The 25,976-nt window shown below is 39.6% G+C and carries 20 protein-coding genes; 12 read left to right on the top strand and 8 right to left on the bottom strand.

From position 1 onward, the window contains the following. Positions 1-132: 132 nt before the first annotated feature. The 5 genes from A7967_RS06845 (at position 133) to A7967_RS06825 (ending at position 6,426) form a co-directional block, all read left to right on the top strand. Complete coding sequence (locus A7967_RS06845; protein WP_054203935.1) at positions 133-894, top strand: ABC transporter ATP-binding protein; 762 nt, start codon at positions 133-135, stop codon at positions 892-894. A 17-nt stretch (positions 895-911) separates the two neighbouring features. Further along, the gene (locus tag A7967_RS06840) at positions 912-2,912 is read left to right on the top strand and encodes a TonB-dependent receptor (protein WP_054203936.1); all 2,001 of its coding nucleotides are present in this window, start codon (positions 912-914) and stop codon (positions 2,910-2,912) included. Positions 2,913-2,923: 11 nt separating this feature from the next. After that, positions 2,924-4,363, top strand: a complete 1,440-nt coding sequence (locus A7967_RS06835) for an ABC transporter permease (protein WP_054203937.1) — start codon at positions 2,924-2,926, stop codon at positions 4,361-4,363. Then, positions 4,356-5,723 (top strand): DUF3526 domain-containing protein, encoded by a 1,368-nt coding sequence (locus A7967_RS06830; RefSeq protein ID WP_054203938.1) that lies wholly within the window; start codon positions 4,356-4,358, stop codon positions 5,721-5,723. The genes A7967_RS06835 and A7967_RS06830 overlap by 8 nt, the downstream gene beginning before the upstream one ends. A gap of 328 nt (positions 5,724-6,051) precedes the next feature. Then, positions 6,052-6,426: a DoxX-like family protein gene (locus A7967_RS06825; RefSeq protein WP_054203939.1), complete on the top strand. Its 375-nt coding sequence runs from the start codon at positions 6,052-6,054 to the stop codon at positions 6,424-6,426. Positions 6,427-6,501: 75 nt separating this feature from the next. On the opposite strand, the gene A7967_RS06820 is transcribed toward A7967_RS06825, so the two are convergent. Both A7967_RS06820 and A7967_RS06815 read right to left on the bottom strand, forming a co-directional pair. Continuing rightward, on the bottom strand, positions 6,502-8,031 hold the full coding sequence (locus A7967_RS06820; protein ID WP_054203940.1) for a glycoside hydrolase family 19 protein: 1,530 nt from the start codon (positions 8,029-8,031) through the stop codon (positions 6,502-6,504). Positions 8,032-8,394: 363 nt separating this feature from the next. After that, positions 8,395-9,594: an alkaline phosphatase family protein gene (locus A7967_RS06815; RefSeq protein ID WP_054203941.1), complete on the bottom strand. Its 1,200-nt coding sequence runs from the start codon at positions 9,592-9,594 to the stop codon at positions 8,395-8,397. A 130-nt stretch (positions 9,595-9,724) separates the two neighbouring features. Between A7967_RS06815 and dgt the strand changes: the two genes are divergently transcribed. Together dgt and A7967_RS06805 are read left to right on the top strand one after the other, a co-directional pair. Continuing rightward, on the top strand, positions 9,725-11,188 hold the full coding sequence (gene dgt / locus A7967_RS06810; protein ID WP_054203942.1) for a dGTPase: 1,464 nt from the start codon (positions 9,725-9,727) through the stop codon (positions 11,186-11,188). Positions 11,189-11,262: 74 nt separating this feature from the next. Further along, complete coding sequence (locus A7967_RS06805; RefSeq protein ID WP_157601471.1) at positions 11,263-12,663, top strand: hypothetical protein; 1,401 nt, start codon at positions 11,263-11,265, stop codon at positions 12,661-12,663. Positions 12,664-12,794: 131 nt separating this feature from the next. On the opposite strand, the gene A7967_RS23090 is transcribed toward A7967_RS06805, so the two are convergent. Further along, the gene (locus tag A7967_RS23090; protein WP_167349693.1) at positions 12,795-12,947 is read right to left on the bottom strand and encodes a hypothetical protein; all 153 of its coding nucleotides are present in this window, start codon (positions 12,945-12,947) and stop codon (positions 12,795-12,797) included. Positions 12,948-13,127: 180 nt separating this feature from the next. On the opposite strand from A7967_RS23090, the gene A7967_RS06800 reads away from it, so the two are divergent. Continuing rightward, entirely contained in the window at positions 13,128-13,757 is a 630-nt protein-coding gene (locus A7967_RS06800) for a hypothetical protein (RefSeq protein WP_054203944.1), read from the top strand. 85 nt (positions 13,758-13,842) lie between these two features. Here the strand turns inward: A7967_RS06800 and A7967_RS06795 are convergent, their stop codons facing one another. The 5 genes from A7967_RS06795 to A7967_RS06775 form a co-directional block, all read right to left on the bottom strand. Next, on the bottom strand, positions 13,843-14,475 hold the full coding sequence (locus A7967_RS06795; RefSeq protein ID WP_054203945.1) for a hypothetical protein: 633 nt from the start codon (positions 14,473-14,475) through the stop codon (positions 13,843-13,845). Between the two features lie 202 nt (positions 14,476-14,677). Then, the gene (locus A7967_RS06790; protein ID WP_054203946.1) at positions 14,678-15,343 is read right to left on the bottom strand and encodes a class I SAM-dependent methyltransferase; all 666 of its coding nucleotides are present in this window, start codon (positions 15,341-15,343) and stop codon (positions 14,678-14,680) included. Between the two features lie 12 nt (positions 15,344-15,355). Beyond that, positions 15,356-19,009: an AAA family ATPase gene (locus tag A7967_RS06785; protein ID WP_054203947.1), complete on the bottom strand. Its 3,654-nt coding sequence runs from the start codon at positions 19,007-19,009 to the stop codon at positions 15,356-15,358. Next, positions 19,006-20,250: an exonuclease SbcCD subunit D C-terminal domain-containing protein gene (locus A7967_RS06780; protein WP_054203948.1), complete on the bottom strand. Its 1,245-nt coding sequence runs from the start codon at positions 20,248-20,250 to the stop codon at positions 19,006-19,008. Before A7967_RS06780 ends, A7967_RS06785 begins: the two co-directional genes overlap by 4 nt. A 76-nt stretch (positions 20,251-20,326) precedes the next feature. After that, positions 20,327-20,566, bottom strand: coding sequence for a hypothetical protein (locus A7967_RS06775; RefSeq protein ID WP_054203949.1), 240 nt, complete (start codon positions 20,564-20,566; stop codon positions 20,327-20,329). Positions 20,567-21,180: 614 nt separating this feature from the next. On the opposite strand from A7967_RS06775, the gene A7967_RS06770 reads away from it, so the two are divergent. From A7967_RS06770 to A7967_RS06755, 4 genes are all read left to right on the top strand, one after another. After that, on the top strand, positions 21,181-23,622 hold the full coding sequence (locus A7967_RS06770) for a M1 family metallopeptidase (RefSeq protein WP_054203950.1): 2,442 nt from the start codon (positions 21,181-21,183) through the stop codon (positions 23,620-23,622). Then, positions 23,622-24,140, top strand: a complete 519-nt coding sequence (locus A7967_RS06765; RefSeq protein WP_054203951.1) for a DUF6702 family protein — start codon at positions 23,622-23,624, stop codon at positions 24,138-24,140. Before A7967_RS06770 ends, A7967_RS06765 begins: the two co-directional genes overlap by 1 nt. 166 nt (positions 24,141-24,306) lie before the next feature. Next, positions 24,307-24,951 carry an HAD family hydrolase gene (locus A7967_RS06760; RefSeq protein ID WP_054203952.1) on the top strand — a complete coding sequence of 215 codons (645 nt, stop codon included), beginning with the start codon at positions 24,307-24,309 and terminating at the stop codon, positions 24,949-24,951. A 163-nt stretch (positions 24,952-25,114) separates the two neighbouring features. Next, positions 25,115-25,840 (top strand): YebC/PmpR family DNA-binding transcriptional regulator, encoded by a 726-nt coding sequence (locus tag A7967_RS06755; protein WP_054203953.1) that lies wholly within the window; start codon positions 25,115-25,117, stop codon positions 25,838-25,840. Positions 25,841-25,976: the final 136 nt, after the last annotated feature.

Below are 25,976 nucleotides of genomic sequence, written 5' to 3'. Positions count from 1 at the left end.
TAATGACCTTAGCTTAGCGAGCCTCTTTTGCTTAAATCTAATTTGAGAATAACTCTTATTGTTGAAAATGTGATTTTGATATAACATAACAAAAGTTATGTTATATCAAAATAATGCAATAGGGATTATGTAATGATTGAAATTAGCCATTTAAGTAAATCGTTCGGCGATAACCACGCACTAAATGATTTATGTTTATCTGTACCTGCAGGGCAAGTTACGTGTTTATTAGGTGCAAACGGTGCAGGTAAAAGTACCACTTTAAATTTACTGTTAAACTTTATTGAACCTGACTCCGGGCGCATGACAATCGATAGTATTGATGTGCAATTAGAGCCTGAAAAAAGTAAGCAAAAATTAGTTTATTTACCAGAGCAAGTAAATTTATTCGAAGAGTTTGATGCAATAGAAAATCTGCACTACCTCGCCTCACTTACAAAGCAATCGACCACAAATGAAGAAATTGCAGCGGCGCTTACCCAAACAGGTTTGCAACAAAGTGCATGGAAAAACCCTCTAAGCAGCTACTCAAAAGGTATGCGCCAAAAGGTGGGTATTGCATTTGCTATTTTACGTAAAGCCAAAGTACTACTGCTTGATGAGCCGACATCAGGGCTTGATCCAAGTGCCACGCGTGAATTTATTAAAATTATTGATTTACTTGCTCAGCGCGGCGCCGCAATTTTAATGGTTACCCATGATTTGTATTGCGCTCATTGTCTCGCAACACAAATAGGCATTATGAAACAGGGTCAACTACGCACTTTACTTGATAATAAAAATCTTTCGCTCGATGACCTTGAAGCTAACTACCACCACATTATTAGCGGTGATGAATTACCACAGCAAGCACAGTCAAAAAATATTAAATCGTCAGAACCTGAACTCGTATAAAAAATAGGATAACAATCATGTGTAGTACCCGTATTTCGCCAATTAATATTGCTTTATTAAGCTGCTTGAGCTTCTCAACGATTGCCTTTGCTGATGATGAGCAAAATAAAGATTCAACATTATTTATTGGTGATGTGATCGAGGTTCATGGTCAAAGTAATGGCGCTAAAGATGTTCAGTTAGTGGGCTCTGTTGATGTAGTTAATCGTGATCAATTACAAAATGAGCATGTAAATATCACTGTGGATTTATTCACTAAAATACCTGGTGTGTATTTCTCGCGCTTTAATCAAGGTGTCGTATCAACAGACGTCGCCATGCGTGGCTTTAATGGTGAAGGGTCGATGCCACATACCAAACTGTTAATTGATGGCATACCGAGCAACTTACATGTTGGTTTAGGCGAAATGGATGCTTTATTTCCGATGGAAGTGGAGTCTATCGAAGTGGTTAAAGGCAACCAAGATGCGCGTTATGGCCTGCATAACTTAGCAGGTAATATTAATATGACCAGCCGTCGTGATGACGCAAAGGAAGTTGAATTTTTGGCTGGTAGTTTTGATACCTATGAAGCACAAGGGTATTTTGGCGATGTAAATAATGGTTTTTCTCAGCATTATTTTATAGGCGTGCGTGATACTAAAGGCTATCGAGATCATAGCGCCCTTGAAAAACATACTTTTTCAGGAAAGTGGTTCTACCAACCAAGCAATAATACAGAGCTTGGTGTTATTGCACGTTACTTTGACTATGAAGCTGATGCCCCGGGTTACCTAACTGAGCAAGAAGCGCATCGTGACTCCACTCAATCTGCCGATTACGCACAAAACGACAGTGGCGATAAACAAACACGTCATTTAAGTATGCATTTAGATCATGCGTTTGACCCTGTATGGCAGTTGAGTGTTAAAAGCTACATACAACAATTTGATCGTCATCGTTATTTACAGTACACAGCATCTTCAGCTCAGCAAGAACGCCTAGAAAAAGATCGTCAATACGGAGCAGTAGCTACATTAAGTGCAACGTTTAGCCCTACTTGGTTACTCAGTATGGGTCTTGATTATCAAGCGCAAGATAACAGTAATGAACGTTTTGTAACGGTAACGAAAGTACGCCAAAAGCAATTTAGAAATTGGGATTTTGACTATAACAATTATGGCGGTTTTACTCAGTTACAGTACAGAGGTGAGCGTTTACTCATTAGTGGTGGCTTACGCTTTGATGGCTTCAGTGGTGATTTGTTCGATGGCATAAGCGAGCAATACAAAACCATAAATGATGAGGGTATTACCCTTCAGCCTAAGTTTAATGTGCTTTACGAGATGACCGATAGACTAAATCTGTTTGCTAATTATGGTGTGAGTTTCCAAGCACCTACAGGCAGCAAAGCCTATATAAATGAGCAAAGCTCAGGGTTTGATTTCTCTAAAAACTATGGATTTGAAACGGGTGCAAAATGGCAGTTATTTGATTGGTTAAATACGCGCTTATCAGTTTGGCAGCAAGACGCCAAAGACGAGTTAACGCCAAAAACGGATGGTTCAGGTGGGTTTGAAAACATCGGCGAAACCAAACGTAAAGGCTGGGATCTCGCATTGAGCGCTGATATCAATACGCAGTGGTCTGGCTTTGCATCGTATACCCGTCAAGAAGCAAAATTGGTCGAACCCGGTGAAGCAAAAATTGCTCAAAAAGGTAATTGGTTATTAGGCGTGCCTGAGTTTACTGCAACGGCAGGGATCATCTACCGTCCGGTTAACAAACTTAAAGTGTCGTTGTTTGGTCATTTTCAAGGTGATTACTATGTCAGTAATGTTATCCAAGATAAGCAATACGGTGATTATAAACTAGTTGATTTAGCCTTTGATTATGATTTGGGCTGGGGAAATGCTGGGCTGCGGATCAATAACCTATTTGATAGCTACTCAGATTATGTTTACTTAGTGGGTGATGAAACAATTCACTCTCCTACCGATGGGCGTGCGATTAACTTTAGCGTGTCGTATCGATTTTAAAAGGAATTACTATGTCTCATTTTATTAGTTGGCAAGTGTGCAAGCACGAGCTAAAACAAAAAGTAAAAAATCGCACATTGTGGTTGTTATTTGCACTCATGCAAGTACTGCTCGCGGTGGCGTTGGTAACAAGTTGGCAGCAATACCAACAAAGTAGCAGTTTACAAATTAGCTCACAACATATGGTAGAGCAGCAATGGTTAGCTCAACCCGATCGCCACCCGCACCGAGTAGCGCACTTTGGTCACTTTGCATTTCGCCCGCCCAGCGCGTTGAGCTATTTTGACATTGGTGTGAATAATTGGGTGGGTAACAGTGTTTTTTTAGAAGCACATAAACAAAATAGCGCTAACTTTGCCAATGATAGCCAGGCAAGCTTGCTGCGTTTTTCTGAGCTTTCGGTTGCTAATTTATTACTGTTTGTTTGGCCGTTACTGTTAATAGCATTAGGTTTCTCATGCATTAGCGGCGACCAGCAAAAAGGGACTTTAAAGCAATTGTTGGCCATTGGCGTTAAATTTAATCATTTACTCCTTGGTAAGGGATTTGCTTATTTACTGCTTAGTATTGGGTTTTTACTGCCGGTATTTATTGCCTCGATAATGATAAGTGCGCTGGCTGATGCAGTGCTAAGTGCTGAAGTGCTGCTTCGTATTGGCTTGTTGTTTTTACTGTATTTAGGGTACTGCTTATTTTGGGTTTGTGTCATTTTACTCGTTTCTAGCTTAACCCGTATGCCAAAACACAGCTTAACAGCGTTAATTACCGTGTGGTTTGTGCTATTAGTATTAGCGCCGAGAACACTTGCTGATATTGCCCAACAATTACACCCGCATAAAAGCCGTAATATGCTGGCGTTAAAAGTGCAAACAGACATTCGTAAAGTTGGCGATAGCCATAATCCGAACGACCCACACTTTAATGAGTTTAAACAGCGAATATTAACTCAATATGGCGTTGATACCATTGAGCAACTCCCTGTTAATTATGGTGGCTTAATAATGCAAGAAGGTGAGCGAATTAGTGCTGAAATTTATCAACGTCACTACCAAACACAGCTTGATCAATTTGCAGCACAGCGTGAGTTTATTGGTTACTTTTATTGGCTTAATCCTTACTTAGCCGTACGCGATTTATCAATGGCGATAAGTGGTGCCGATAGCCGACATTTCTTTTCATTTGAGCAGCAAGCTGAGCAACATCGTTTTGAACGTATTCAACGTTTAAATACAATACACACACAAGAGATTGACCATCATAATGACCGTGAGCAGCGCGTATCTGCATCTTTATGGCAAGATTTCCCTGAGTTTCACTATCAGCCAGCAAGTTTAAGTTGGTCATTAAGCAATAGCTTAACGGCAATACTGGCTTTTGTAGCGGTCATTACTTTATTACTCGGTGTGCTTGTAACACCGAGTGTGCAACGGAGGGCATTTATCCATGCTTAAGTTTGAATTAAAGCGTTTACTATCACCGCGTGCAAATCAAATAAGTTTATTGGTCTTTTTTGTCAGTGCTTTACTAGCGATTTATTTAGGCGCACAAGGTTACAAACAGGTGCGTAAAGATCAAATCATAGCGCAAGTGGTGTTTGATAAAGAGCGAGAGCATATAAAAGCACGTGAGTCGCTACCTGAAATTGGCTCTCTTGCTTATTACGCAAAAGCACCTACTCAATGGCAGCTTTCACCTTGGGCTGCTTTGTTTGTAGGGCAAAGTCAAAATAGCCTCGCGGCGATGAAGGTCAATGCTTTGGCGTTACAGGGGCAAATTTATAACAAAGAGGTGATCAACCCTGAGAAATACCGTGCTGGCGGTTTTGATTTAGGGTTCGTATTAGCCTACATGCTGCCAATTTTGATTGGTGTATTGTGCGTTAATTTACTCAGCGATGAGCGTCAATCGGGGCGTTTTAGATTGCTCAGTGCCTTTGCAGGTAATGCGGCTGTGAAAAGCATTATCCGCGCTTTGTTACTGCGTTTTTATTTAGTCGCAGGGATCATTGTTTTACTGTTTTTAGTTGCAGCAATGCTACTTTCATTACCGTTTGATGGACTATTTATACAAGCCTTAGGACTCAGCCTTGTCTATTGTGCTTTTTGGTTTTTAGTAGCCACTTTGATCATTAGTTTTAATATGAACGGCTTGTTTAATAGTTTGGCATTTATTAGCGTGTGGCTAGGGTTTGCTGTGTTAATTCCTGGTGTTATTCATCTTGTGCTTAACCAACAATTTAATGAGCAGCCCGCACTAAAAGCCAGCATAGAGCAACGTTTAATTTTAAATGATGGTTGGGATCAAGATATGCAAGACTCATTGCAACGCTTTGTTGAGCAATACCCGCAGTACAGCGAAAAAACACAGTTTAGCGGACGCTTTCATTGGAAGTGGTATTATGCGATGCAACAACTTAGCGACCTTGCAGTTGAGCAGCATTGGCAAGATCATTTAACTCAACAACAAGCGCGCTCGAGTAACTTAGCGTTAGTGAGCTGGCTTTCGCCTAATTTGTTGTATCAACAAGCGCTTGATCAATTAGCTGGCAGTGATGCACAGGGTCAACGAGCTTACTTGTTGCAGGTGAGCGCTTACCATCAACAAATTAGAGAATTTATATACCCTTATTTATTTAATGATACAGCGATCACGTCCGAAGACATTGAACGTTTTCCATTATTTAAACCTTCACAGCAAATACAGCCGGCTCAGTTGCAAGGCGTACACTACGGCGTGATGTTGTTACTTGCGTTAGGTGCATTTTGCCTATTGGTTGCAAATACACGTTTTAAACGTTTAACGGTTATATAGCATGATTTAAATAGCGCAGTGTTGGTACTGCGCTATTTACTCTTTATATAAGATAATTTAACTCTATAAAAATTCCTCCTTCTCATACTGCAACTGCAGTTAACATCCCGTTTAGATATAAAAATTTATGGTTATGAATAATCATCGCTCAATGTTTGAGTTATTTCATAGTAGAATTCAGCGTTTCAAAGGAGCTTAATACCATGGCGTTACTTTGTCCGTCCCTTTTAACGCCAACTGAAACTGCATCTTGAGGTGGCTTGGGTATAACAGTACACTCATTTAATGTAGTAGGGATTATCTGACTAAAAGCATATGGAGTTATTAGATGTCATTAACACAAATTGCCCGATTTATTATAGGGTTTAGCTGGCTCTATCATGGACTATTTCCAAAATTGTTACACATTGATCCGATTGAAAAAATGATGACAGCAAGTCTTGGTTTTTCGGATGAAATTTCTTATTTAATAACAAAAGCAGCGGGTGTTGGTGAGCTGGTATTTGGCTTAATTTTTATTTTGTTTTATAAAAACCGAACAGTCGTCTGGCTCAATATTGTAGGATTAATTGGGTTGTTATTTTTTGTTATTGTTTTACAGCCACAATTACTTGTTGGCGCGTTTAACCCAGTAACAACGAATATACCGTTAATCGGGTTAAGTTTTATTTTGTTGGAGAGTAAATCAAAACAGCGTTTATAAGTAACCTAAATTGAGCTCAAGTAATAACAGCCTTAGCCGGCTCCTTATGCGCCAAGGCTGTTATTTAATCTTGCGTTATTCTACTGTTGCGTTAAATTTCTCTTCTACACAGCGTTTGTAAGCACCTTCACTTAGGGCAAAATAAGGTGTTTGATAAGGCACTAATTTGCATTCAAAGCTTTTACCATCTGGTCGGTATTGTTTCCAGCTCCAATCCTCGCTCCAATGAATGTTAAGCGCACCTGAGCCATCATTTGTAAAGCTGTCTTGGTTGCTGCAATTGAGCACTTCATTATTATCAATAGGTACATTTAAGTACGCTGCAAATTGCTCGTAATATGCAATACGGTTAAGTGCTTGTGGTTTGTCGTAGCCGTGGCCACATTCAATACCGCCATTAATAATATTAATTGTAGCACCAAAACCTGGGCTAATACCGCGAGCGATATCTGCTTCATTTGGTACCCATGAGCCGTCAACAACCGACATCATGTCTGGTTTTGGTGGCTGGGGATACACAAAGAAAAATACGGCAGAGGCTAAATTAAGCCACGTATCAGCTACTAACTCAGGGTTATTAAGTAGTACATTTACGTCGCCAAACATCGCGTCTGAAAATGGGCCATAATTATAATTGTACGATAATTGTTTTGCACCACGGCCAAAATATTTTAAATATAACCCTTGCTCGTCAGTACCACATGGCCATGTTTGTCCTTGCCATGTTGAGGGTCCGCATGAGTTGTTATAACCACAACCTGCGCTGGTTTCGCTACAGCCAGCTTCACGTATAAAGTATAAGCCTTGGCGCCATTGTGGAATGGCCGAATGCGGATCGTGGCCACCTGTTTCTTGGGTAAAATGAGCAAACATAGTTGCCAGTGCTTTACGGCACACTGCCTCGGCTTGTTGCTCTGAATCATAATCATCACAAAAAGCAGGAAACTTTGCCACCGCTTGTAAAAACTTACGATAGGTATATTCAGGTGCACGTTGAGCAAATAAAAACTCAAAACTGGCTTGATCTAATATCGCTTCTAAGCGCTTAACATTGCGAGGGTTAGCTGCTCTTAGTGGGGTTACAGATTCAACACTTGCATTATCAAGCTTACGAATCGTATTTTTTACTTTGCTAAATAATGGCGAAGATGTTTTTTCAAGCTCGGTGTTTGCCACTAATGCAGGGTTAATAAAATAACCGCCAGCGGGATTTTTTGTAACGCCTGTTTCGTATGGGTCACCTGATGGCGGTGTCACTGGCGGTTCTGCCGGTGGCTGAATCGGTGGATCTATGGGCTCTACTGGAGGATCAATTGGTTCAACTGGTGGGTCTACGGGATCGACCGGTGGCTCAACAGGCGGGGAAACAGTATTATCGCATACAGTTGAGTCAGCTTTCGCAACCCATGCCCCCCATTGTGATGAGCCTGGTTCTTCACCTGGATTGGCCCACCAACGTGCTTTGTATAGCGTGCTTGCAAAGCATACTTCACTGCCAGCGGTATATGAAATTGACTGTTGCCATACATCGTTTGCGGTGCTCTGCCACGGTATAGTAGACAACGCTGTCATCACAGCCAATGTTATAGATTTTTTAATATTCATTGGTCAATCCTTAATGGGGTTAAACGATACATCACCTAGCTATGTGCTATTATAGGCACAATATCTGGTAACAATCAATTAACCTAGTTTACAATTTGTTTTATTGTCGGATTATAAAGAGTTTATAACGTAGGAATTAACCACCGTGTAATGTTATCAGCAAGTATTATTCAAATATGGTGGTGGCAGCAAACTAAGAAAATCAGACAGGGTTATTTCATAAACAGACGACAATGGAGCACAAAGATAAAACATGTCCTGTCTAAAGGGTTTTCTAAGGACGCGAGGGCTTGACTCAATTCTCATTGAGCTAAGCTCTCGCGATTAAATAGCTATCAGAGCTTTAACGTAACAATAAGCGGCTTACTCTACTAACGCAGGCCACAAGGTTGTTCCATCACTATCGATTTTATTGAGTATTTTAATTCCGAGGACTTTGGCTATCAGCGGGTAAATATCAAGATTATTGACTTCATCTAATAATAAGCCTTGTTTAAATGCTGGGCCATTAGCAATAAAAGTTGCAGCCATATCATCAGTGTAGGCATAGCCATGGGTGCCAAGGTAATCTACTTTACCTTTATTTGAAAATACTCGTGGAGCGGTAGTTTGCAAAATAATATCGCCAGTACGGCCATTATTTTGATAATGATATCCCTTACGCTGTGCATCGGTTAGCACAATATAGCGGCCCTTTGCGGCATTCATTAAACGTTCTTTATAAGCTGGAATATCGGCTTTACTGTCTTTATTTGCATAGAAGAGCACGCGTGGGCCAGTATTTTTAACCATAAAGTTTTCATCTTTAGGTAGGCTGCTTAGGGCAATACTTTGCTGTGGTTCAACCGCACTCATACCATGATCAGAAACAATCACTAAATTAATATTAAGCGACAGCTGTGCAATACGTGACTGTAGCTGACCCATTAACTCATCTAACTGATGAACAGCATCTCGGGTTTGTGTTGCATCAGGGCCATATTCGTGACCCATGCTATCGACCAATGAAAAATAACTAACAATAAGGCGTGGGCGCTGTGCTTTAGGTAGCTCTAGCCACTGAATCACTTGATCAATACGTTGTTGGTAATCGCTATGTTTTGAATAATGGTAGAAGTAATCAGGGGTCATACCGTTAAAGCGCGCATCCGACTCTGGCCAAAAATAGGTGGCAGATTTTAGCCCTTGCATAGAGGCTAAATTCCAAAGAGGGATGCCTTTGAGCCATGTGCTATCTTTTAATCCTTTGCCCATGCTGTAGCAGTCATTACGGTCACTATCGCAAAAACGATTATCAACAATACCATGATTAATCGGAAGTAAACCGGTTATGATCGACAAGTGATTTGGAAATGTTTTAGTTGGGTACACAGGGCGCATTTTTTTCGCACGTACACCAGATCCCGCCATTTTTGCTAGATTGGGTGCGCTGTGTTTTTCAATATAATCCCAGCGAAAGCCATCAAGGGAGATAAGTACGACAGTATTGTCGGTTTTAGCACTTATAGTTAAGGAGCTAAAAGCTAAAAAAGTTAATAGCAAGAGATGGCTGAGCCACTTCATAATTTTTCCGTTCGGTAATAAAAAATTTATAATTGCTGAGTTTAACGATATTTTTTTATAAATATAACGTATTAATTTAGAATTGTTGGATAAAGCTGTTAATTTAAAAAGACTTTAAGAAGGAACTACTATGATCGATTTTACTAAAAAAATAACCCCCGCTCGAGAAGTTCGCTCCACACCTAATTTACAAACTGCGCTTGAAAGCGACCGTGGCCGTATCATTAACAGCGCTGCTATTCGTCGGTTGCAGCAAAAAACGCAGGTTTTTCCATTAGAGCGCAATGCTGCGGTGCGCTCTCGACTTACCCACTCGCTTGAAGTACAACAAGTTGGCCGCTTTATCGTGCAGCGTATTTTTAATTACTTAAGCGATCAGCAGCAGCGTGAGTTTGGTTTAATAGATTTAGAACGCCCCTTGGAAAGTTTGGTCGAAATGGCTTGCCTGATGCACGATATTGGTAACCCTCCATTTGGACATTTTGGTGAAGCAGCAATTAATCATTGGTTTGACAAGAACCTCACTGCATTGATACCACAGCGCTGTGCAGATCCGCACACAGGTATTGGTGTTATATTTAAGCACTTAGCGCAAGATGTATGTAATTTTGAAGGCAATGCACAAGGTATTCGTATTGTTCATTCACTGCTTGGTCTAAACTTAACATACAGCCAAACGGCAGGAATATTAAAATACACTCGTCCCGCCACAATGCAAAAAGCAGATATTCCTCAGAGCAAAAATTATTTAATGAAAAAAGTGGGTTTTTACTTTAGCGAAAAAAACTTTGTAGAATCATTGCAAAAGGAACTTGAAATAGACCCACAGTGTCGCCACCCTGCGAGTTACATAATGGAAGCGGCAGATGATATTTCATATTGTCTGGCAGATATTGAAGATGCCGTTGAGAAAGACATTATAAGCGTTGAGTTATTATGCGAAAAACTCAAGCTGCATTATAAAAAAGCGCTAATAAACTTTGCTATTAATGATGGTGAACATCAGCTGATGGTTGAAAAAGCAGTAAATTATGCGTTAGAGAAGGCGGCGCAACAACCCTATAATTTTAATAGTGAGTTTTTTATATATTTACGCGTTTCATTGTTACATCCACTTGTAAATTATGCAGCTAAGCGCTTTATAAACAATATTGAAGCGGTATTTCATGGCGATTTCAATCAAGCACTATTAGAAGATAGAAGTCATTTACATGCGGTAACTAAAACGCTAAAACAGGTTGCTTTAGAACATGTTTTTTCTCATAAAGAAGTTGAAAAACTTGAGTTACAAGGTTATCGCATTATTAATGGCTTACTTGATTGTTATAAGCCGTTATTACAATTAAGCCATGACGATTTTAAACGGGTTACTAAAGGCGACCAACGCTTTTTAATTGAAACTAGATTACTTAAAAAGCTATCTAAAAAGCATTTGAACAGCTATTCACAAGCCATTGACGCAATGCAAGCAGAGCCTGATCATGTATTGGCTTACGAGTTTTATTACAGGTGTAGGCTTATCCAAGACTATATTAGTGGTATGACTGATCAATTTGCTTACGATGAGTATCGCGCGTTGATGGTGATAGAATAAGCAATACGTGGCTAGATTAATTTCTTCAGTGCTATTAAACTGGGGTCATTGTGTTATTTTGCTTTAATAGATTAATGATGACCTTATTTATACGACTTAGCTTATTTTTTTTACTCACTTGTAGTTTTAATAGTTTTGCTAAATACAGTGAAGCTTTATGTATTTTGTATAAGCAGCAAATGCAGCAACATAAAGATAATACAAGTAGCCAAAGTTACCGCAATGCTGCCAGAGACTACAAAAAAAATTGCAGCAAAGCGCCGCCTATCCAAGTTGAAAAACAAGAATCGGCAAAGTCGATTGTAATAGATGAACCGACTTTTCATGCTGATACTTCAGCGACTGTTGAACCAATAGAAGTTTTAACAGAAGAAGTAACACAAACAGTTACTGTAAACCCCCTTGACACTCAAGCGGGTGAAGCTAATAGTGCACAAGCGGAGTCAGTAAATAGCAATGATACATTAGAACAAGTAAAAGATAGCACCCCCGCAATTATTGACATAAGTGAAGAGACAAACAATGCAGAAACAGTTGAACCGCTAACCGTTCAAACTGAACCGACACAAGCTGTTGTGAAATATGTCCCCCCCGTTGTTGAAAGTCAACAAACAGAATCAGCATCATTATTAATTCCTACGGTGTTGCTTTTAGGTGTATTGTTATTAGCTGCATTTATCGTTTTTCGTATACGAGAAAAAAATAAAGCGGCGGTTGAGCCAATAACGCCAGCGCCTGAATTAACTACACCAGTAAAAGCGCCTCAATCTACTATTAAACCAATATCAGTCGAGCCTGTTACAGACACACAAGAAGTCAGTAACTGTGAGCCTGCAATTACGCCTAATGAACCGGTAGAAAAACCTACAGTCAACCGTATTGATCTAACCCAACGTATTTTTAAAAATGAACATGATTTTGAAGAGCCAGAAATTCGCATATTTGATCCTAATGCGCCTTTACCTGGGACTAAACCTATAAAGAGTGAACCAACTAAAGAGCCTATTGAGTCCGATGAGGCGAAGCCAAGTGACACGCCTAGTGAGCGTACTGAAGATACCCAGCCTACCCAGCCGCAAAACATTCACCCTGAAGTTTCAAGCTCACATGAGGTGCCTGTTGCGACAACCGTTGTTGAGCCGATTAAAAATGAGCCATTGGTATCCGTTGAAGCTGTTACTGCATTAAATGCTGAGACCGAAAATATGGCTGAAAATGATGAAGTTGCGCAAGCACTTACCGCATTAAACAATGAATTAGTAGCAGAGCAACAAAAAGCAGTTGAAACAAAGGCTTCAACATCGGCTGATCCACAAGCTAAAAAAGCGAACCCATTTGCCAACTTATCTTTAGATCCTACTTGGGCACCTGATTCAAATGAAAAGCCAACAATTGAGCCTAAAAAAATTGTACCAAAATCACCTGAATTAATTGCCGCAGAGGAGCGCGCTAAGCAATTAAAAACGGATGACTAATTTTTAATTACTTGTAAAAATGCAACGGAGGAAGTATTAAACACTTTCTCTGCATTATGCTGGTTAGATTCAGGCCTTAATTGTAACTATTAAGGCCTGTTTATCTTTATTAAACATCATGAATACCCGCGCTAGTCCAATTTAAAATCTTGATTTAAGACATCAAGTTGCTTGAGTTTACTTTCAAGTTTATCTATTTTTGACATTGCTACGATGCTAAATATAAAGCCAGCAAGGCCCATCGACATCCCTATAATTCCGAAAATAAAACCTAAGTTTTCCATATCAATACCCTTTATTAACGTGGATCTATTTAATGCTAAATATCACTTTATACGTAAACTGCAGAATAAGCACCTTTGGGTAGGAATGAAAATAGATTGGTCGTTTAAGATATTAGCCTTTTTTTAAAGCTGGTATTGAAATTGCTGTATCAGAGGGGGAACACACAACAAGGATTTATTATGTCTTCAATCTCAATGATCAAGGCGATAGCTGGGTATGCGGCTATTAACCCAACAGCGGATTACTCTCATACAAGTAGCATCAATAAGCACACAGAATTTTCTCAAAAACTACAGCACGCACAAGCGCCTAAGCCGGTTACAATCGACATGGCTGTTAATGTTGCCAATAACCATGAGAACGTGTCTGAACAAGCCAAGGCGCTTTATCAAGATATTAAATATGAAGTTCGTGCTCAGTTACAGAAAAACCCCGATACACGGACTTACGAGCAAGATTTTTATAAGCTGTCGATTCAAGAAATAATGGAAGTCCCTATAAAAGTGGTGATTGAACGAGATGAAATGCGCGAAGCTGCTTTGTTTAATTCCTTAGGGATTGATTTTTTAGCCTATAAAGAACTGGGGCTTCGCCAAGAAATGCTAAGCCTGGCTGAAAATGATATAAAAGAATCTCAGTCATTATTAGCAACAGATAAAGAAGATTTTATTGATGCAATTAAAGGGTTTACAGCGCAGTTGGAAGATCAAAAAAATGCTTTATTAGGAGGCATTGCTCCAGATGAATTGGGAAAAAACTTAGAGGATAGGTCGAGTCCGTGGGCAAAGTTACTTAGTATTGGACAGTAGGAGGGTATCAGTAAGGTTGCTTGCAAAGCGGTTAATCTTTATTAAGCATGAGTGCGGCAACTATCTGCCGCTACAGAATTATCTGTTAAGGTCTAAATATAAAGTAGGTATTGTTATTTGAACGTGTTTGTCGCCAACACAATCCTAGTAATATGGCCACACTTAGAAAAAATAGCCCGGCGACAACAATAATTGCGTTATGAAATAAGTTATTTTGGCTTAGTTGCTTAACTTTAGATGGTGAAATAGTCGTTATTGTCGCGCTTTCAAATGAGTGTGAAATATTAAAAATGTGGTCATCTGATTCTATTTCAATCTGCTTTATCATTGTGCTTACTTTTGCTGTCGATAGAGGTTTTTTTTGTGTATCACACCAATGGGCATTCCTTATTAGTGTGGCAGAATCGCAGCTAGAGGGTAATAAATGAAATGCTTCTTGTAAGGTTGTTTGTTTTTTTTCATACGTATTAACGCTATCTACTAAAGGCAAAGTCATGCGTGCGTTACTTGGTGTCGTTTTATGACAATGCTGGGACAAACTGGCTGTAAGGATCGCGTGACGTTTTTTTAATTGCTGGACGTTAACGAGTAACGCACTTTGGTTTAGCTGCTGATATATGGATGTACGTTCTTTTTTTAGTAGTTTACATTCAGTATGCGTTGTTGCATTTACTTGGCTACTAAAACCTAGGATGATTAAAAAAATCCATTTATTCATTGGTTTACGTCCTGTAAAAGATGAATATATAGCGTAACAGTATTTTTCTAGGTTGCAAGTTTATTGGGTACAAAGATCAATAACAATAAATTACACTTAAAAATCAATCTTTTATTTCCTGCTGAACAATGCGTTAACTGTAACCTATATGATAACAGGGGTTAGCCGACATTATTAAACATGGACTAACCCAGTGCCATTATTAGCGTTTTTGTATAACATGACCGCTAAAGCTTAACGCTTTAAAGTATAGCTTTGCAGTGTTGAAACCAGACTCATTAAGTAGATCGGCTAAACGCATTCTATCTAGAGCAAAAAACTCATGCTCAAAATTATGTTTCATTCGCTCGATACCCACTTCAGTTAAGCCCAACTGTTGACATAATATAAACTGAGCATCACGTTCAAAGGTCGTCTCTGGGCGCATTAGGTCACCTAGATATAGTTGCCCTTGTGGTTTTAGCAGTTTAGAAATTGCTTTTAGCATGGTTTTCTTATCGCCATTGTCAGCTAAAAAGTGCAGTACTAACAAACATATCGCTGCATCTACAGGGTCTGTTAACGTTGCCACATCCCCTACATGAATTGTCACGCGTTCACTAATGCCCATATCTGCGAAGCGCTGTTGGCCAATGTTAAGCATATCAATTGAGATATCTTGCGCGGTAAAACGCCATGTTGGGTTAAGTGTAGCAAGCTGTGCGATTTCTTTGCCTGTGCCAGAACCTACGATTAAAATATGCGCGTGATCGCCCAGCGTTGCTTTTAGCTGTGCCGCGGTGGTGCTATGGAGTAAATCATAACCTGGGACGAGTCGGGTTATGCGTGAGTCATACTCAGTTGCTTCGTCATTGGTAAATGTTGGCATAGTATCAATCCTTTAAATAATCGAAATAGTTGAATAACCACCAGGCTTTTTAGCGACGTGTACTTGTGTGGCAACTCGTTCAGTCATTTGTGTTACATGAGAAATAACTCCCACCTTGCGACCTTGTGCTTGTAATGAATCGAGTGCATCCATGGCAATACTAAGAGTCTCACTGTCTAACGTACCAAAGCCTTCATCAATAAACAAAGAGTTAATGCTAACTTTGTTTGATGACAGCGATGCAAGGCCAAGCGCTAATGCCAAGGAAACTAAAAATGACTCCCCGCCTGATAAAGTATTTACCGAACGTTTTTCATCTGCCATATCTTTATCAACAATAGCGATATCTAAAGTTTGATCAATTGCAGTGAGCTCATAGCGCTTGTTCAAAGTGCGTAAGTGGCTATTTGCATAATGAAGCAGTATTTTTAGTGTTTGTGTTTGCGCTAAATTACGCATGGTTTTACCTGTTGCATCACCGAGTACTTTGTTTAGTAAATGCCACTGCTGTGCCTGCGCTTGTAATGTGATCAATTCAGCTTGTTTGCTCTGCAGTAGATGACTATTTTGATTGTGTTGCTCAAGCGCCGTATTGGTTTCAAGTTGTGACTTGTGTAGCGCTGTTAATTGCTCGTTTATACTATTTAATTGCTCAACAAGCTCGCTATGATCATGCTTTGGTTTATCGTTATTTTGATGCTGCGCATGTGCATTTTGCTGCTGCTTTAATGCGGCGTTGGCATCAACTAAAGCGTGGGTTAATTGCGCGTGTTGTGTTAATTGCGCTTTAATATCCTCACCGCTTAGAGTTAGTAAAATTTCGACCTGTGCATGGCTAGCATCAACGTACAGGGTTTTAAATTCAGCAAACCATTCATTATAACGATCACTAAGTGAAACTTGATCTTGAGTATTTTCAAGTAGGCGTTGTTCATCGTTCTTAAGGCTTATAGCGTGTTCGTCGCGCTTTTTAATTGCGTTATCGTGGGCTTTTTGACTCTCATTAAGCTGTGTTTGGCATTGTTCTTGTTGAGCTGTTAGTTTTGCCAGATAGTCGTCTGCACTAATGTGTTCCCCATTAAATAGCGCTAAACGTTCGCTTTGCGTTGTGCTTTGCAGTTGCTGAGCTGTGCTTGAGTCGTCATTGAGTGTTTTTAGTATTAGCTCAGCATCGGTTATAAGTGGGGTTAATTGTTGTATTTGTTGATCCGCAGCATCACGGCGTTTTTGACTTTGCTCTAGCTGTTCTTGGGCGTGCTGAAATTGCTCTACTTGCTGATTTAAGTCAGTTAGATTTAATGTGTTATTTTGCAATTGCTGCCAAAACTCGGCCTTTTCAAACTGCGAATTAAGCGCTGTGCTCAGCTCATTAATTTGTGTATTTAGTTCGTCCAACTTGTTGCTAAGTTGGTTTTGTTGGTTGGTTAAATCAACATGCTTAGTGTGTAAAACTTGTTGAGTTTGTTGCTCTGTTTTTAATGTACTTTGCAGCTGATTTACTTTCTCTTGTAAGCTGCGCTGTGTTTTTTGAGTTTCAAAATAGTGTGCTTTTTGCTCACTAAGTTGTGTGTATGTGGTATTAAGTTGCTCAGGGGTAAGCTCATTCAACTCACTGCGGGCCGCTTGCATGGTGTTTTTAATTTCAAGTTGCTTGTTTTGTGCAGTGTGTATCGCTTGACTATGCTGAGTATGCTCGGCAACTAAGACGGCATGCTGTGTTTGATGTTGGTGAAGCTCAGTTAAAGCATGATCATAGTGTTGCTTAACGTTGTTAAAGTTGTTTTCAAAATCAGTTATTAAATTATCAAATTGCTGGTTTTGGTTACTGGCAAATGGATGTTCGGTTGCACCACAGACTACACATGGCTCATTGGGTGCTAGTTGCGTGCGTAAATGCTCAACATTTTCGCTGGCACGTAGGCGCGCTTGATTCAGTGCGTATTCACTGTGTTTAAGCGTTTGCTCGCATTGAATTAGTTTTTGTTTAAGCGATGTTTGTGTTTGTTGGCTTTGGGCAAGCTTTGCTGTAGTCGAGCTTTGTTGCTGCGTACTTTGCTTAAGCTCAAGGTTAAATTGTTTATAACGTTCACGCTGCTCTTTTAAATAATCAATCGCTTTAAGTTGGGCGTCGTAATGCTCAATATTAAATTCATTTTGTTGCGTATTTAATTGATTTAGTTTTTGTTGCTCGTGTATAAGTGCTTGCTCATTAAACGTAACTTTTTCATTATGTTTGGCGAGTAACTCGGTTTGCTCTATTTGCTCGTTTTTTAACTTTTGGCTTTGCTCTGTTGTTATACTTAATTGCTGCTTAGCACTTAAAAACTGATTAAAACTGTGTTTATAGTAATTCCAATCACTGGCTAATTGCTTGAGCTGGTTGTGCTGCTCTAGCCATTGCTGGTGTTTTTCTGTGAGTTTTACAGCCTCATTATGATCTGTGTGGTTTTTTTTATGTTGCTGTTGTAAGTGAGTTAGTTGTTTTTGTTCTTTTTCGGTTTGCTGAGTGATGGTTGTAATTGCTTGTGCTTGTATCGCAATGTTGTTGTCGAGCTCGCGTGCTTTAGCTATAACTGGTTCAGCACTTTGCTTTTGTTGTTTCGCCGTTTTTAGCGTATCGCTGTGTGTTTCTAATGTACTAGCAAGATCCGTGATTAATGCTGCGTGGTCAATTTTTTTTAAATCACTGATTTTAGCTGTTAGCTCTGTATTTTGAACTGTTAAATCTTTAAAACGACGGCGATTATCTTTAATTTCAAGTGTACTTTGTGCCTGTTTTGCTTGCTCACTTTTTTGAGCAATAAGTTCAAGCGCGTTGTTTGCTTGTTGTTGGTTTTGTAATGCAGCCTGTAGGGCTTTATCTAATGTATTGGCTTGTTTATGCCAATTAAGCCCTTGTTCGGTGTTGGCTAAGTCTTGTTTCGCTAATTCAATTTGTTTTTTCAAATCAGCAAGAACGGTTGTTTTTGTTGCCAATTCTTCATCTGTTAATAGTGTATAACTAGCTACGCTTGCTTTTAGTATTTCTAATTTACTGAGTTGCTCTTTATGACGCTCATAAATACGTTTACCAATTAAACTAAATTTATCGGTACCCGTTAGGCACTCTAAGAGCTGTGCGCGTTCATCTGCGCTGGCTTTTAAAAAAGCGGCAAACTCATGTTGTGCCAATAATACCGCACGCGAAAACTGCTCAAAACTTAAACCTATAATGCGCTCAATTTCTTTACTGGTAGCGCTTTTACTACTGACAAGTAAAGACTCATCTGGCAGGCTAAATAGCGTGTGTTCTGCGCTTTTTAAATTACCGTTTGCTTTGCCTCTTGCTCTGGCTATTTCATATCGAGCACGGTAACGTTGTTTATCTTGGCCTATAAAGTCAACTTCTGCAAAGCCCTGCCCTGCTCCACGGCGCAATAAATTACGGGCGTCATTGAGTCTAATATTGTCACCTTGAAACTCGACTTTATTACCATGGTCGCCACCTAAACGTGCGGTTTTAGCATATAAAGATAAACAAATAGCATCTAAAATTGTACTTTTACCTGCGCCGGTATCCCCTGTGATTGCGAATAAGCCCGCGTCTTTCAAAGGCGCGCTTTCAAAGTCTATTTGTGCATCGACGATTGATGCTAAATTATTAATTCGTACCGCGAGGATTTTCATTGTTGTTCTTGCTCCTCAAGCTCAGCAATTACATTAGTTAGTAGACTTTTAAGTTCGTTTGATACTTCTTCACCCGCTAAATCTTTATTTGCTGCAAAGGCTTGTTCTAATAGTGTGTGCGGGTTGAGCATTTCTACTTGCGTTAAGTCTTCAAATACCGGTGTGTTGTGCTCTTTATTTGTTTGACGAACACGCTCTATGCCACAAAAGTGTATATCTTTATTCTCTAGAGCATTCTCAATTTGCTCTCTAAAGGTGGTATCGGTGTCACCTGCGCTGAGTTTCACTCGTAAATAGGGGGCATGAGCATGATTACTTAAGTCCAGCTCGGTTATTTGCTCACATAATTGCGCAAGGGGCACGCAATCACCTTCGGGCAGTAAAATAACGTCATTTGTACGTGGAATGTAAAGGGGGTTTACAGTGGTTTCGATAGTCCCTTTTTCGCTGGTTTTAAATTCAATAAGACAGACTTGATGTTGATAGTGACGCTCTGAGAACGACATAGGCATTGGTGTGCCACTGTAACGAATAAAATCTGATTTAGCCACTTTCTGTGCTTTATGTAGATGCCCAAGTGCGACGTAGTCTGCATTGGTACTAAATACCTGTGCAGTGACTGCGTCTTCACCGCCAATGACTAAATTGCGTTCTGAGTCGCTGGAGATATCCCCGCCTTTGGCATGTAAGTGCCCCATCACGATTAAAGGTGTGATAGCGGGTTTATCTTGTAATGCGCATTCAGTGCTAAGCTGATAGGCCTTAGCAATGCCCTGAGCGTAATCGTGGCCGTTTTCATTGTTGCTGAGGGGGCTAACATCACTTGCGCGTAAAAAGGGCATAGCAACGATATGGGTGTTGATAAAATCAGTGTTCAAACGAATGACCACCCCATCTGGGTTATTCACATCAAAGCGCCCTACTACATGGGTATCAAATTGGGCAAGTAACGGCTGTGCGGTCATAATTCTGTTTGCTGAGTCATGATTTCCAGCAATAATAACAATATGTAAATTAGGGCAGCGTTTTTTTACGTCTTTTACAAATTGATAAAGCTGATTCTCAGCGCTCGCTGCAGGCGTTGCTGTGTGATAAATATCACCTGAAACGAGTAATAAATCGACGTTTTCGTTAGCGAGCGTATCAATCAGCCAATTAAAAAATTGTTGATGTTCTTGGCTACGGCTGTGTTCATAGAAATGCTGGCCTAAATGCCAATCTGAGGTATGTAAAACTTTCATGTCACGCTCTTAAAAACGGTTAAGAGCGTCAATATACCCAAGCTATATTAAGATGCAAGGGTGAAAAGCTTAATCTTTAATTACTTAGGCTGTACCAAGCAAAAAGAACAAGAGGTAAAGCAAATAAAGCCATAATTAATGGCACCTTGAGTGCTTTAGTTTGTTTTGACTGCAACACTTTTAATGCATTTGTTTCGTTGCAGGCCGCTACTTTATCAATATAAAAATACCCAGAGTCTAAGTATTGTTTACAGCTTTGTTCGTCGGCTGGTATTGCAATTAGTTCTTGTTGTTTTTTTAGGATATAAAAATCCATATGACCACCGCATTTTCTGCATTATTTCGAAACACTTTTGAAGGAAAAAGCTGTGCTCTTTTACCCCTCAAATCAAAAAAGTGGGCGATTTTAAATACAAATGACTATAAAGATCAACTAAAAACTTCACTATTTTGTAATTAACGTATAAATAGCCGAAATTAGGCTTAAAAGCACTAAAATACTGCATAAAACAAGCCACATTGTATCTACTTTCTTATATTTAGGTATACGATTTAATGCATCATTTTCATCGTATTAATCGGCAATATCGATGAATTTAAAGCCTGTTTTTTGTATTTATTCAGTTGAGCGTTTTGCGCTGGAATTGTAGCAATACGATCATTTGTTACGATGTAAAATCTCATACTTTCCCTTTTACAAAAACGTGTTCAAGTTGCTCTGATTTCAAGTTTGCTTCTGTACTAACAGTAAAACATTTGCATGAATCTATGACTGTAAACCCCCTTTACGATACCAATATTATTGTAAAAGTAAGATATTTAGGAATACATTATTTTTTACCCTATAAATGCGTGGGTTTATCGCTAATAGATTGAATAGTGTATGCAATTTTGACACAGTAACATTACACAAAATTAACAGGAACAATTATGAAAAAAGCAGTGATGACCTTGGGTGCACTCTTAGTACCTCTGGCACTTTCAAGTACTGTAATGGCGTCGTCAGTTGAGCAAACTAAGGGTTCGTTTGTTGATAAGTTTCGCCAACTTGATGAGGCATTGCCTACGCCAAATGTATATCGCAATGCAGCCGGTGCTCCTGCTGAAAATTATTGGCAACAAGAAGTTAACTACGATATTGATGTAAAGTTAGATGAAAAAAAGCGCCGTTTAACGGCTAGCCAAACGATTGAATATAAAAATAACTCACCACACACTTTAAAGTATTTATGGTTACAACTGGATCAAAATATTTTTAAAAGCGATTCAATTGCAGAGCGCACATCAACTTTTAATACAAATAAATTACAAGGTCGCCCAGATCAAAAACCAGCAAAGTTGAGCTTAGGCCAATTGCGTCGTCAACAATTTATGGGTGATAACGAATTAGGTTTTACCGTTGCTGATGTAAAAGACGATAACGGTAGAGCACTAAAAGTAACGGTTGTTGATACCCTTATGCGTATTGACTTAAATGAGCCACTTAAGCCGGGTAAAGATGTTGAATTTAGTATGAACTTTGCTTTCAACATTGTGGAAGAAGATGCCGTAGGTGCACGCTCTGGTTACGAGCACTTTGAAAAAGATGGCAATGATATATTTTTACTTGCGCAGTGGTTTCCGCGTTTAGCTGCTTACACTGATTATGAAGCATGGACTAATAAAGCTTTCTTAGGCAGTGGTGAGTTTACCTTAGAGTTTGGTGATTATGATGTTGAGATCACTGTTCCTGCTGATCACATCGTCTCGGCAACGGGTAAGCTTGATAACGCCAGCAGTGTGTTAACCCGCACTCAACGTAACCGTTTAAAAGAAGCTGAAAAAGCAAAACGGCCAGTTTTTATCGTCACTGAAGAAGAAGCACTAGAGAACGAAAAAGAAGGCTCAGACAAAACCAAAACATGGCACTTTAAAGCTGAAAACGTGCGTGATTTTGCATGGGCTTCTTCGCGTAAATTTATGTGGGATGCCAAAGGTTACCAACAAGGAGGCAAAGAGCAGCCATTAGTAATGGCGATGTCATTCTTCCCTAAAGAAGGGGGCGATTTATGGAAAAAATATTCAACAGAATCAGTGATCCATACGATGGATGTGTACTCTCGTTATTCATTTGATTATCCATATCCTGTAGCGCAGTCAGTCAATGGCCCTGTTGGCGGTATGGAATACCCAATGATCACGTTTAATGGCCCGCGTACAAAGTTACAAGATGATGGTACGCGTACTTATTCTCAAGCCGAAAAGCGCTTTTTAATCGGCGTGGTTATCCATGAAGTGGGTCATATTTATTTCCCAATGATTGTTAACTCAGATGAGCGTCAATGGACGTGGATGGATGAAGGGTTAAACAGCTTTTTAGATGGTGTTGCAGGTCGTGAGTGGGATCCAACAATTCCATGGGGTGTTGAACCGCGTGATATCGTCGCGTATATGAAATCTGAAAACCAAGTTCCTGTAATGACTCAGTCAGATAGTGTATTACGTTTAGGCCCTAACGCTTATACCAAACCTGCTGCTGCACTGAACATTCTGCGCGAAGTGATTTTAGGTCGCGAGTTATTTGATTTTGCCTTTAAAGAATATGCCCAGCGCTGGAAGTATAAGCGCCCTACCCCAGCTGATTTTTTCCGGACTATGGAAGAAGCGTCAGGTGTTGATTTAGATTGGTTTTGGCGTGGTTGGTTCTTTACGACTGATCATGTTGATATTTCGTTAGATAAAGTATATCAGCTGCGTTTAGACACGAAGAACCCAGATATCGATTTTAATCGCTTGCGTGATATTGAAGCGGCTAAGCCTACACCACTATTTATTGAACGAAATAAAGCGGAAGGTAAAAAGTTGTGGGTTGATGAAAACACAGATGTGACCGATTTTTATGATGAAAACGATCGTTTTACAGTGACCAACAAAGAGCGTAACTCGTACAACAAATTTTTAAAAGGCTTGAAGCCGTGGGAACGCAAAGTTCTAGATCGCGCTGTTGCAGAAGATAAAAACTATTATGTACTTGAATTTTCAAACTTAGGTGGCTTAGTTATGCCGATCTTACTTGAGTTAACGTATGAAGATGGTAGCAAAGAAGAGCGTGCAATCCCGGCGGAAATTTGGCGTCGTAATCACAAGCACGTACAAAAGCTTATTATTACCGATAAAAACAAGCCTTTGGTATCTGTAACGGTTGACCCTCGCTGGGAAACTGCGGACGTTGATGTTGAGAACAACAATTACCCTCGTCGCATTATTCCATCACGAATCGAAGTGTATAAGCGTGATAAAAGTAAAGCCAAAGTTAGCCGCGATATCATGCAGGATATTAAAACTGAGCTAAAAAAAGATGAGCCGAAAGACGCTAATGAGGAGCAACAATAATGCGATTCTTGCTTGTTGCCTTATGTTTTTTAATTGCAGCACCCAGTTTTGCACATCAATTAAAAGCGTCTGTAACAACTGTTTTATTCAATAAACGCACTAATAATATTGAATTAATGCATCGTTTTTATTTACATGATACCGAACATGCAGTAGAGCATTTATTTGCGGGCAATGCAGACATTATTAGTAACAAAAAAGATCAACAACGCTTTGCTGAATATATTGAATCGCATGTTGCTTTGAAAACCTTAGCAGGCGTTCCTTTGAAGTTACGTAAAGTAGGTGCACAAATTGATGGTAAATTCTTTTGGGTTTATCAAGAAGCACCTATTCCGCAAGGGATTGAAGGAATACGCATGAGCCATGGGGCTTTGAGAGAGTTATGGCCTGCACAAGTAAATATGGTAAATGTTGAAGGTAAAGGTAAGGTCAAGACCTTGCATTTTACCCAAGACGACACGTGGCTAGAAGCGCGCTTTGAGCCACTTCCAAAGAAAGAGAAAGATTCTGACTAATTAATTAGTGACTGTTCCCCCAACCAACGCGCACATTTCTTCTGTGCGCGTTTTTTTATCCTAAATTATTTAGATTTGTTCCTTTTCATATTTGAGCACGTACACTATCTTAAAGTAAGTTACTAAGATGCGAACACAACGCTGAACATCAGATACAAGGAAATGTATGAACACATATCATCATCATTCTGTTGAAGGGGTTATTTTTGATTTAGATGGGACTTTAGTGTCATCTGATCTTGATTTTACATTAATTAGAGCTCAAATAGGCTGCCCTGAGGAGGTTGACTTACTCAGTTATATAGCCACTTTACCGTCACCATATATGCGCGAAGAAGCAATGAACATTGTTCACCAGCATGAGCTTATGGATGCCCAGCATGCCTATTTACTACCCGGTGTTGCGAAAGCTATAACACAGCTTAAAGAGCTTGCTATACCAATGGCAATTGTGACACGCAATTATGACCGCGCTGTGGCGATTAAATTAAAAAATAATCCGCTGCCAATACAAACGGTACTTACGCGAAGTGATGCCCCACCGAAACCCGATCCGAGTGCGTTAAATGCAATTGCTACGCTGTGGAATATAGACCAGAAAAATCTCTTGTATGTTGGAGACTATCTTTATGATATTCAAGCTGCACATAATGCAAATATGAGAGCGTGCTTATACGCACCTGATGAAATGCCTTTATATGCCAATCAAGCAGATTACATTCTTCGTCACTTTAGTGAACTGCCTAAGTTAATAAATCAGTTGAGAGAAGATCAACAAGAGTTACTTTTTTTACACTCCAGCGTTCAATAATTTTATTATTATGTTAAATAGAGTGTTGTTTAATGTTTTTAAATATTAGCCATGTGAAATGAAACATTATAATTGTTATTTGACACTCATTTAACTACTAGCCCATCACAGCGTGAATTGTTAAAATGTTTTCAATATATCGAGTTTACAATAGAGGCGTAAGATGGGCAGAGCATTTGAAGTCCGCAAAAGTTCAATGGCTAAAACAGCCAATGCTAAAACCAAAGTTAATTCTAAATACGGTAAAGAAATTTACGTTGCTGCAAAAAACGGTGAGCCTGACCCAGAAGTAAACCAATCGCTTAAGCGTTTAATTGAGCGTGCGAAGCGTGACCAAGTTCCTGCACATGTAATCGAAAAAGCAATTGAAAAAGCAGCGGGCGGAGCAGGGGAAGATTATTCAACAGCCCGTTATGAAGGTTATGGCCCTGGTAACTGCATGGTAATTGTTGACTGCTTAACAGATAACCCTAATCGTACCATTAAAGATGTGCGCTTACCGTTTACTAAAACAGATTCAAAAATAGGCACTCCAGGCTGTGTTGCCCATATGTTTGACCACTTTGCTGTATTAGGTTTTAGTGGTGATGACGATGAGGTCGTACTTGAAGCGCTGATGATGGCTGATGTTGATGTAACCGATGTAGAAGTGGAAGACGGTAAAGTATCTGTTTTTGCCCCGCATACAGAATATTTTAAGGCAAAAACAGCTCTTGAGGAAGCATTTGAAGGCATTAATTTCGAAGTTGACGAAATTACGTTTGTACCACAAGTACACATAGATATTACAGATGTAGATGACATTGCTAATTTTGATAAGTTTATTACCATGCTTGAAGATTGCGACGACGTACAAAACATTTATCACAACGCTACGGTTGTTAGTTAAAGGTAGCAGCGAGTTTATCTCGCGACAATGGGATTCGCAGTGGCAATATACTCTCTTAAAAGTAATATCCACCGCGCTCCTGTAGTCATTTATACACGACAAGTCTATTTTACCAACGAGGGCAGGGGGCACTGCG

Source organism: Pseudoalteromonas neustonica, from assembly GCF_001653135.1.
Classification (GTDB): domain Bacteria; phylum Pseudomonadota; class Gammaproteobacteria; order Enterobacterales; family Alteromonadaceae; genus Pseudoalteromonas; species Pseudoalteromonas neustonica.
This window is presented reverse-complemented; position numbering and strand designations above follow the sequence as displayed.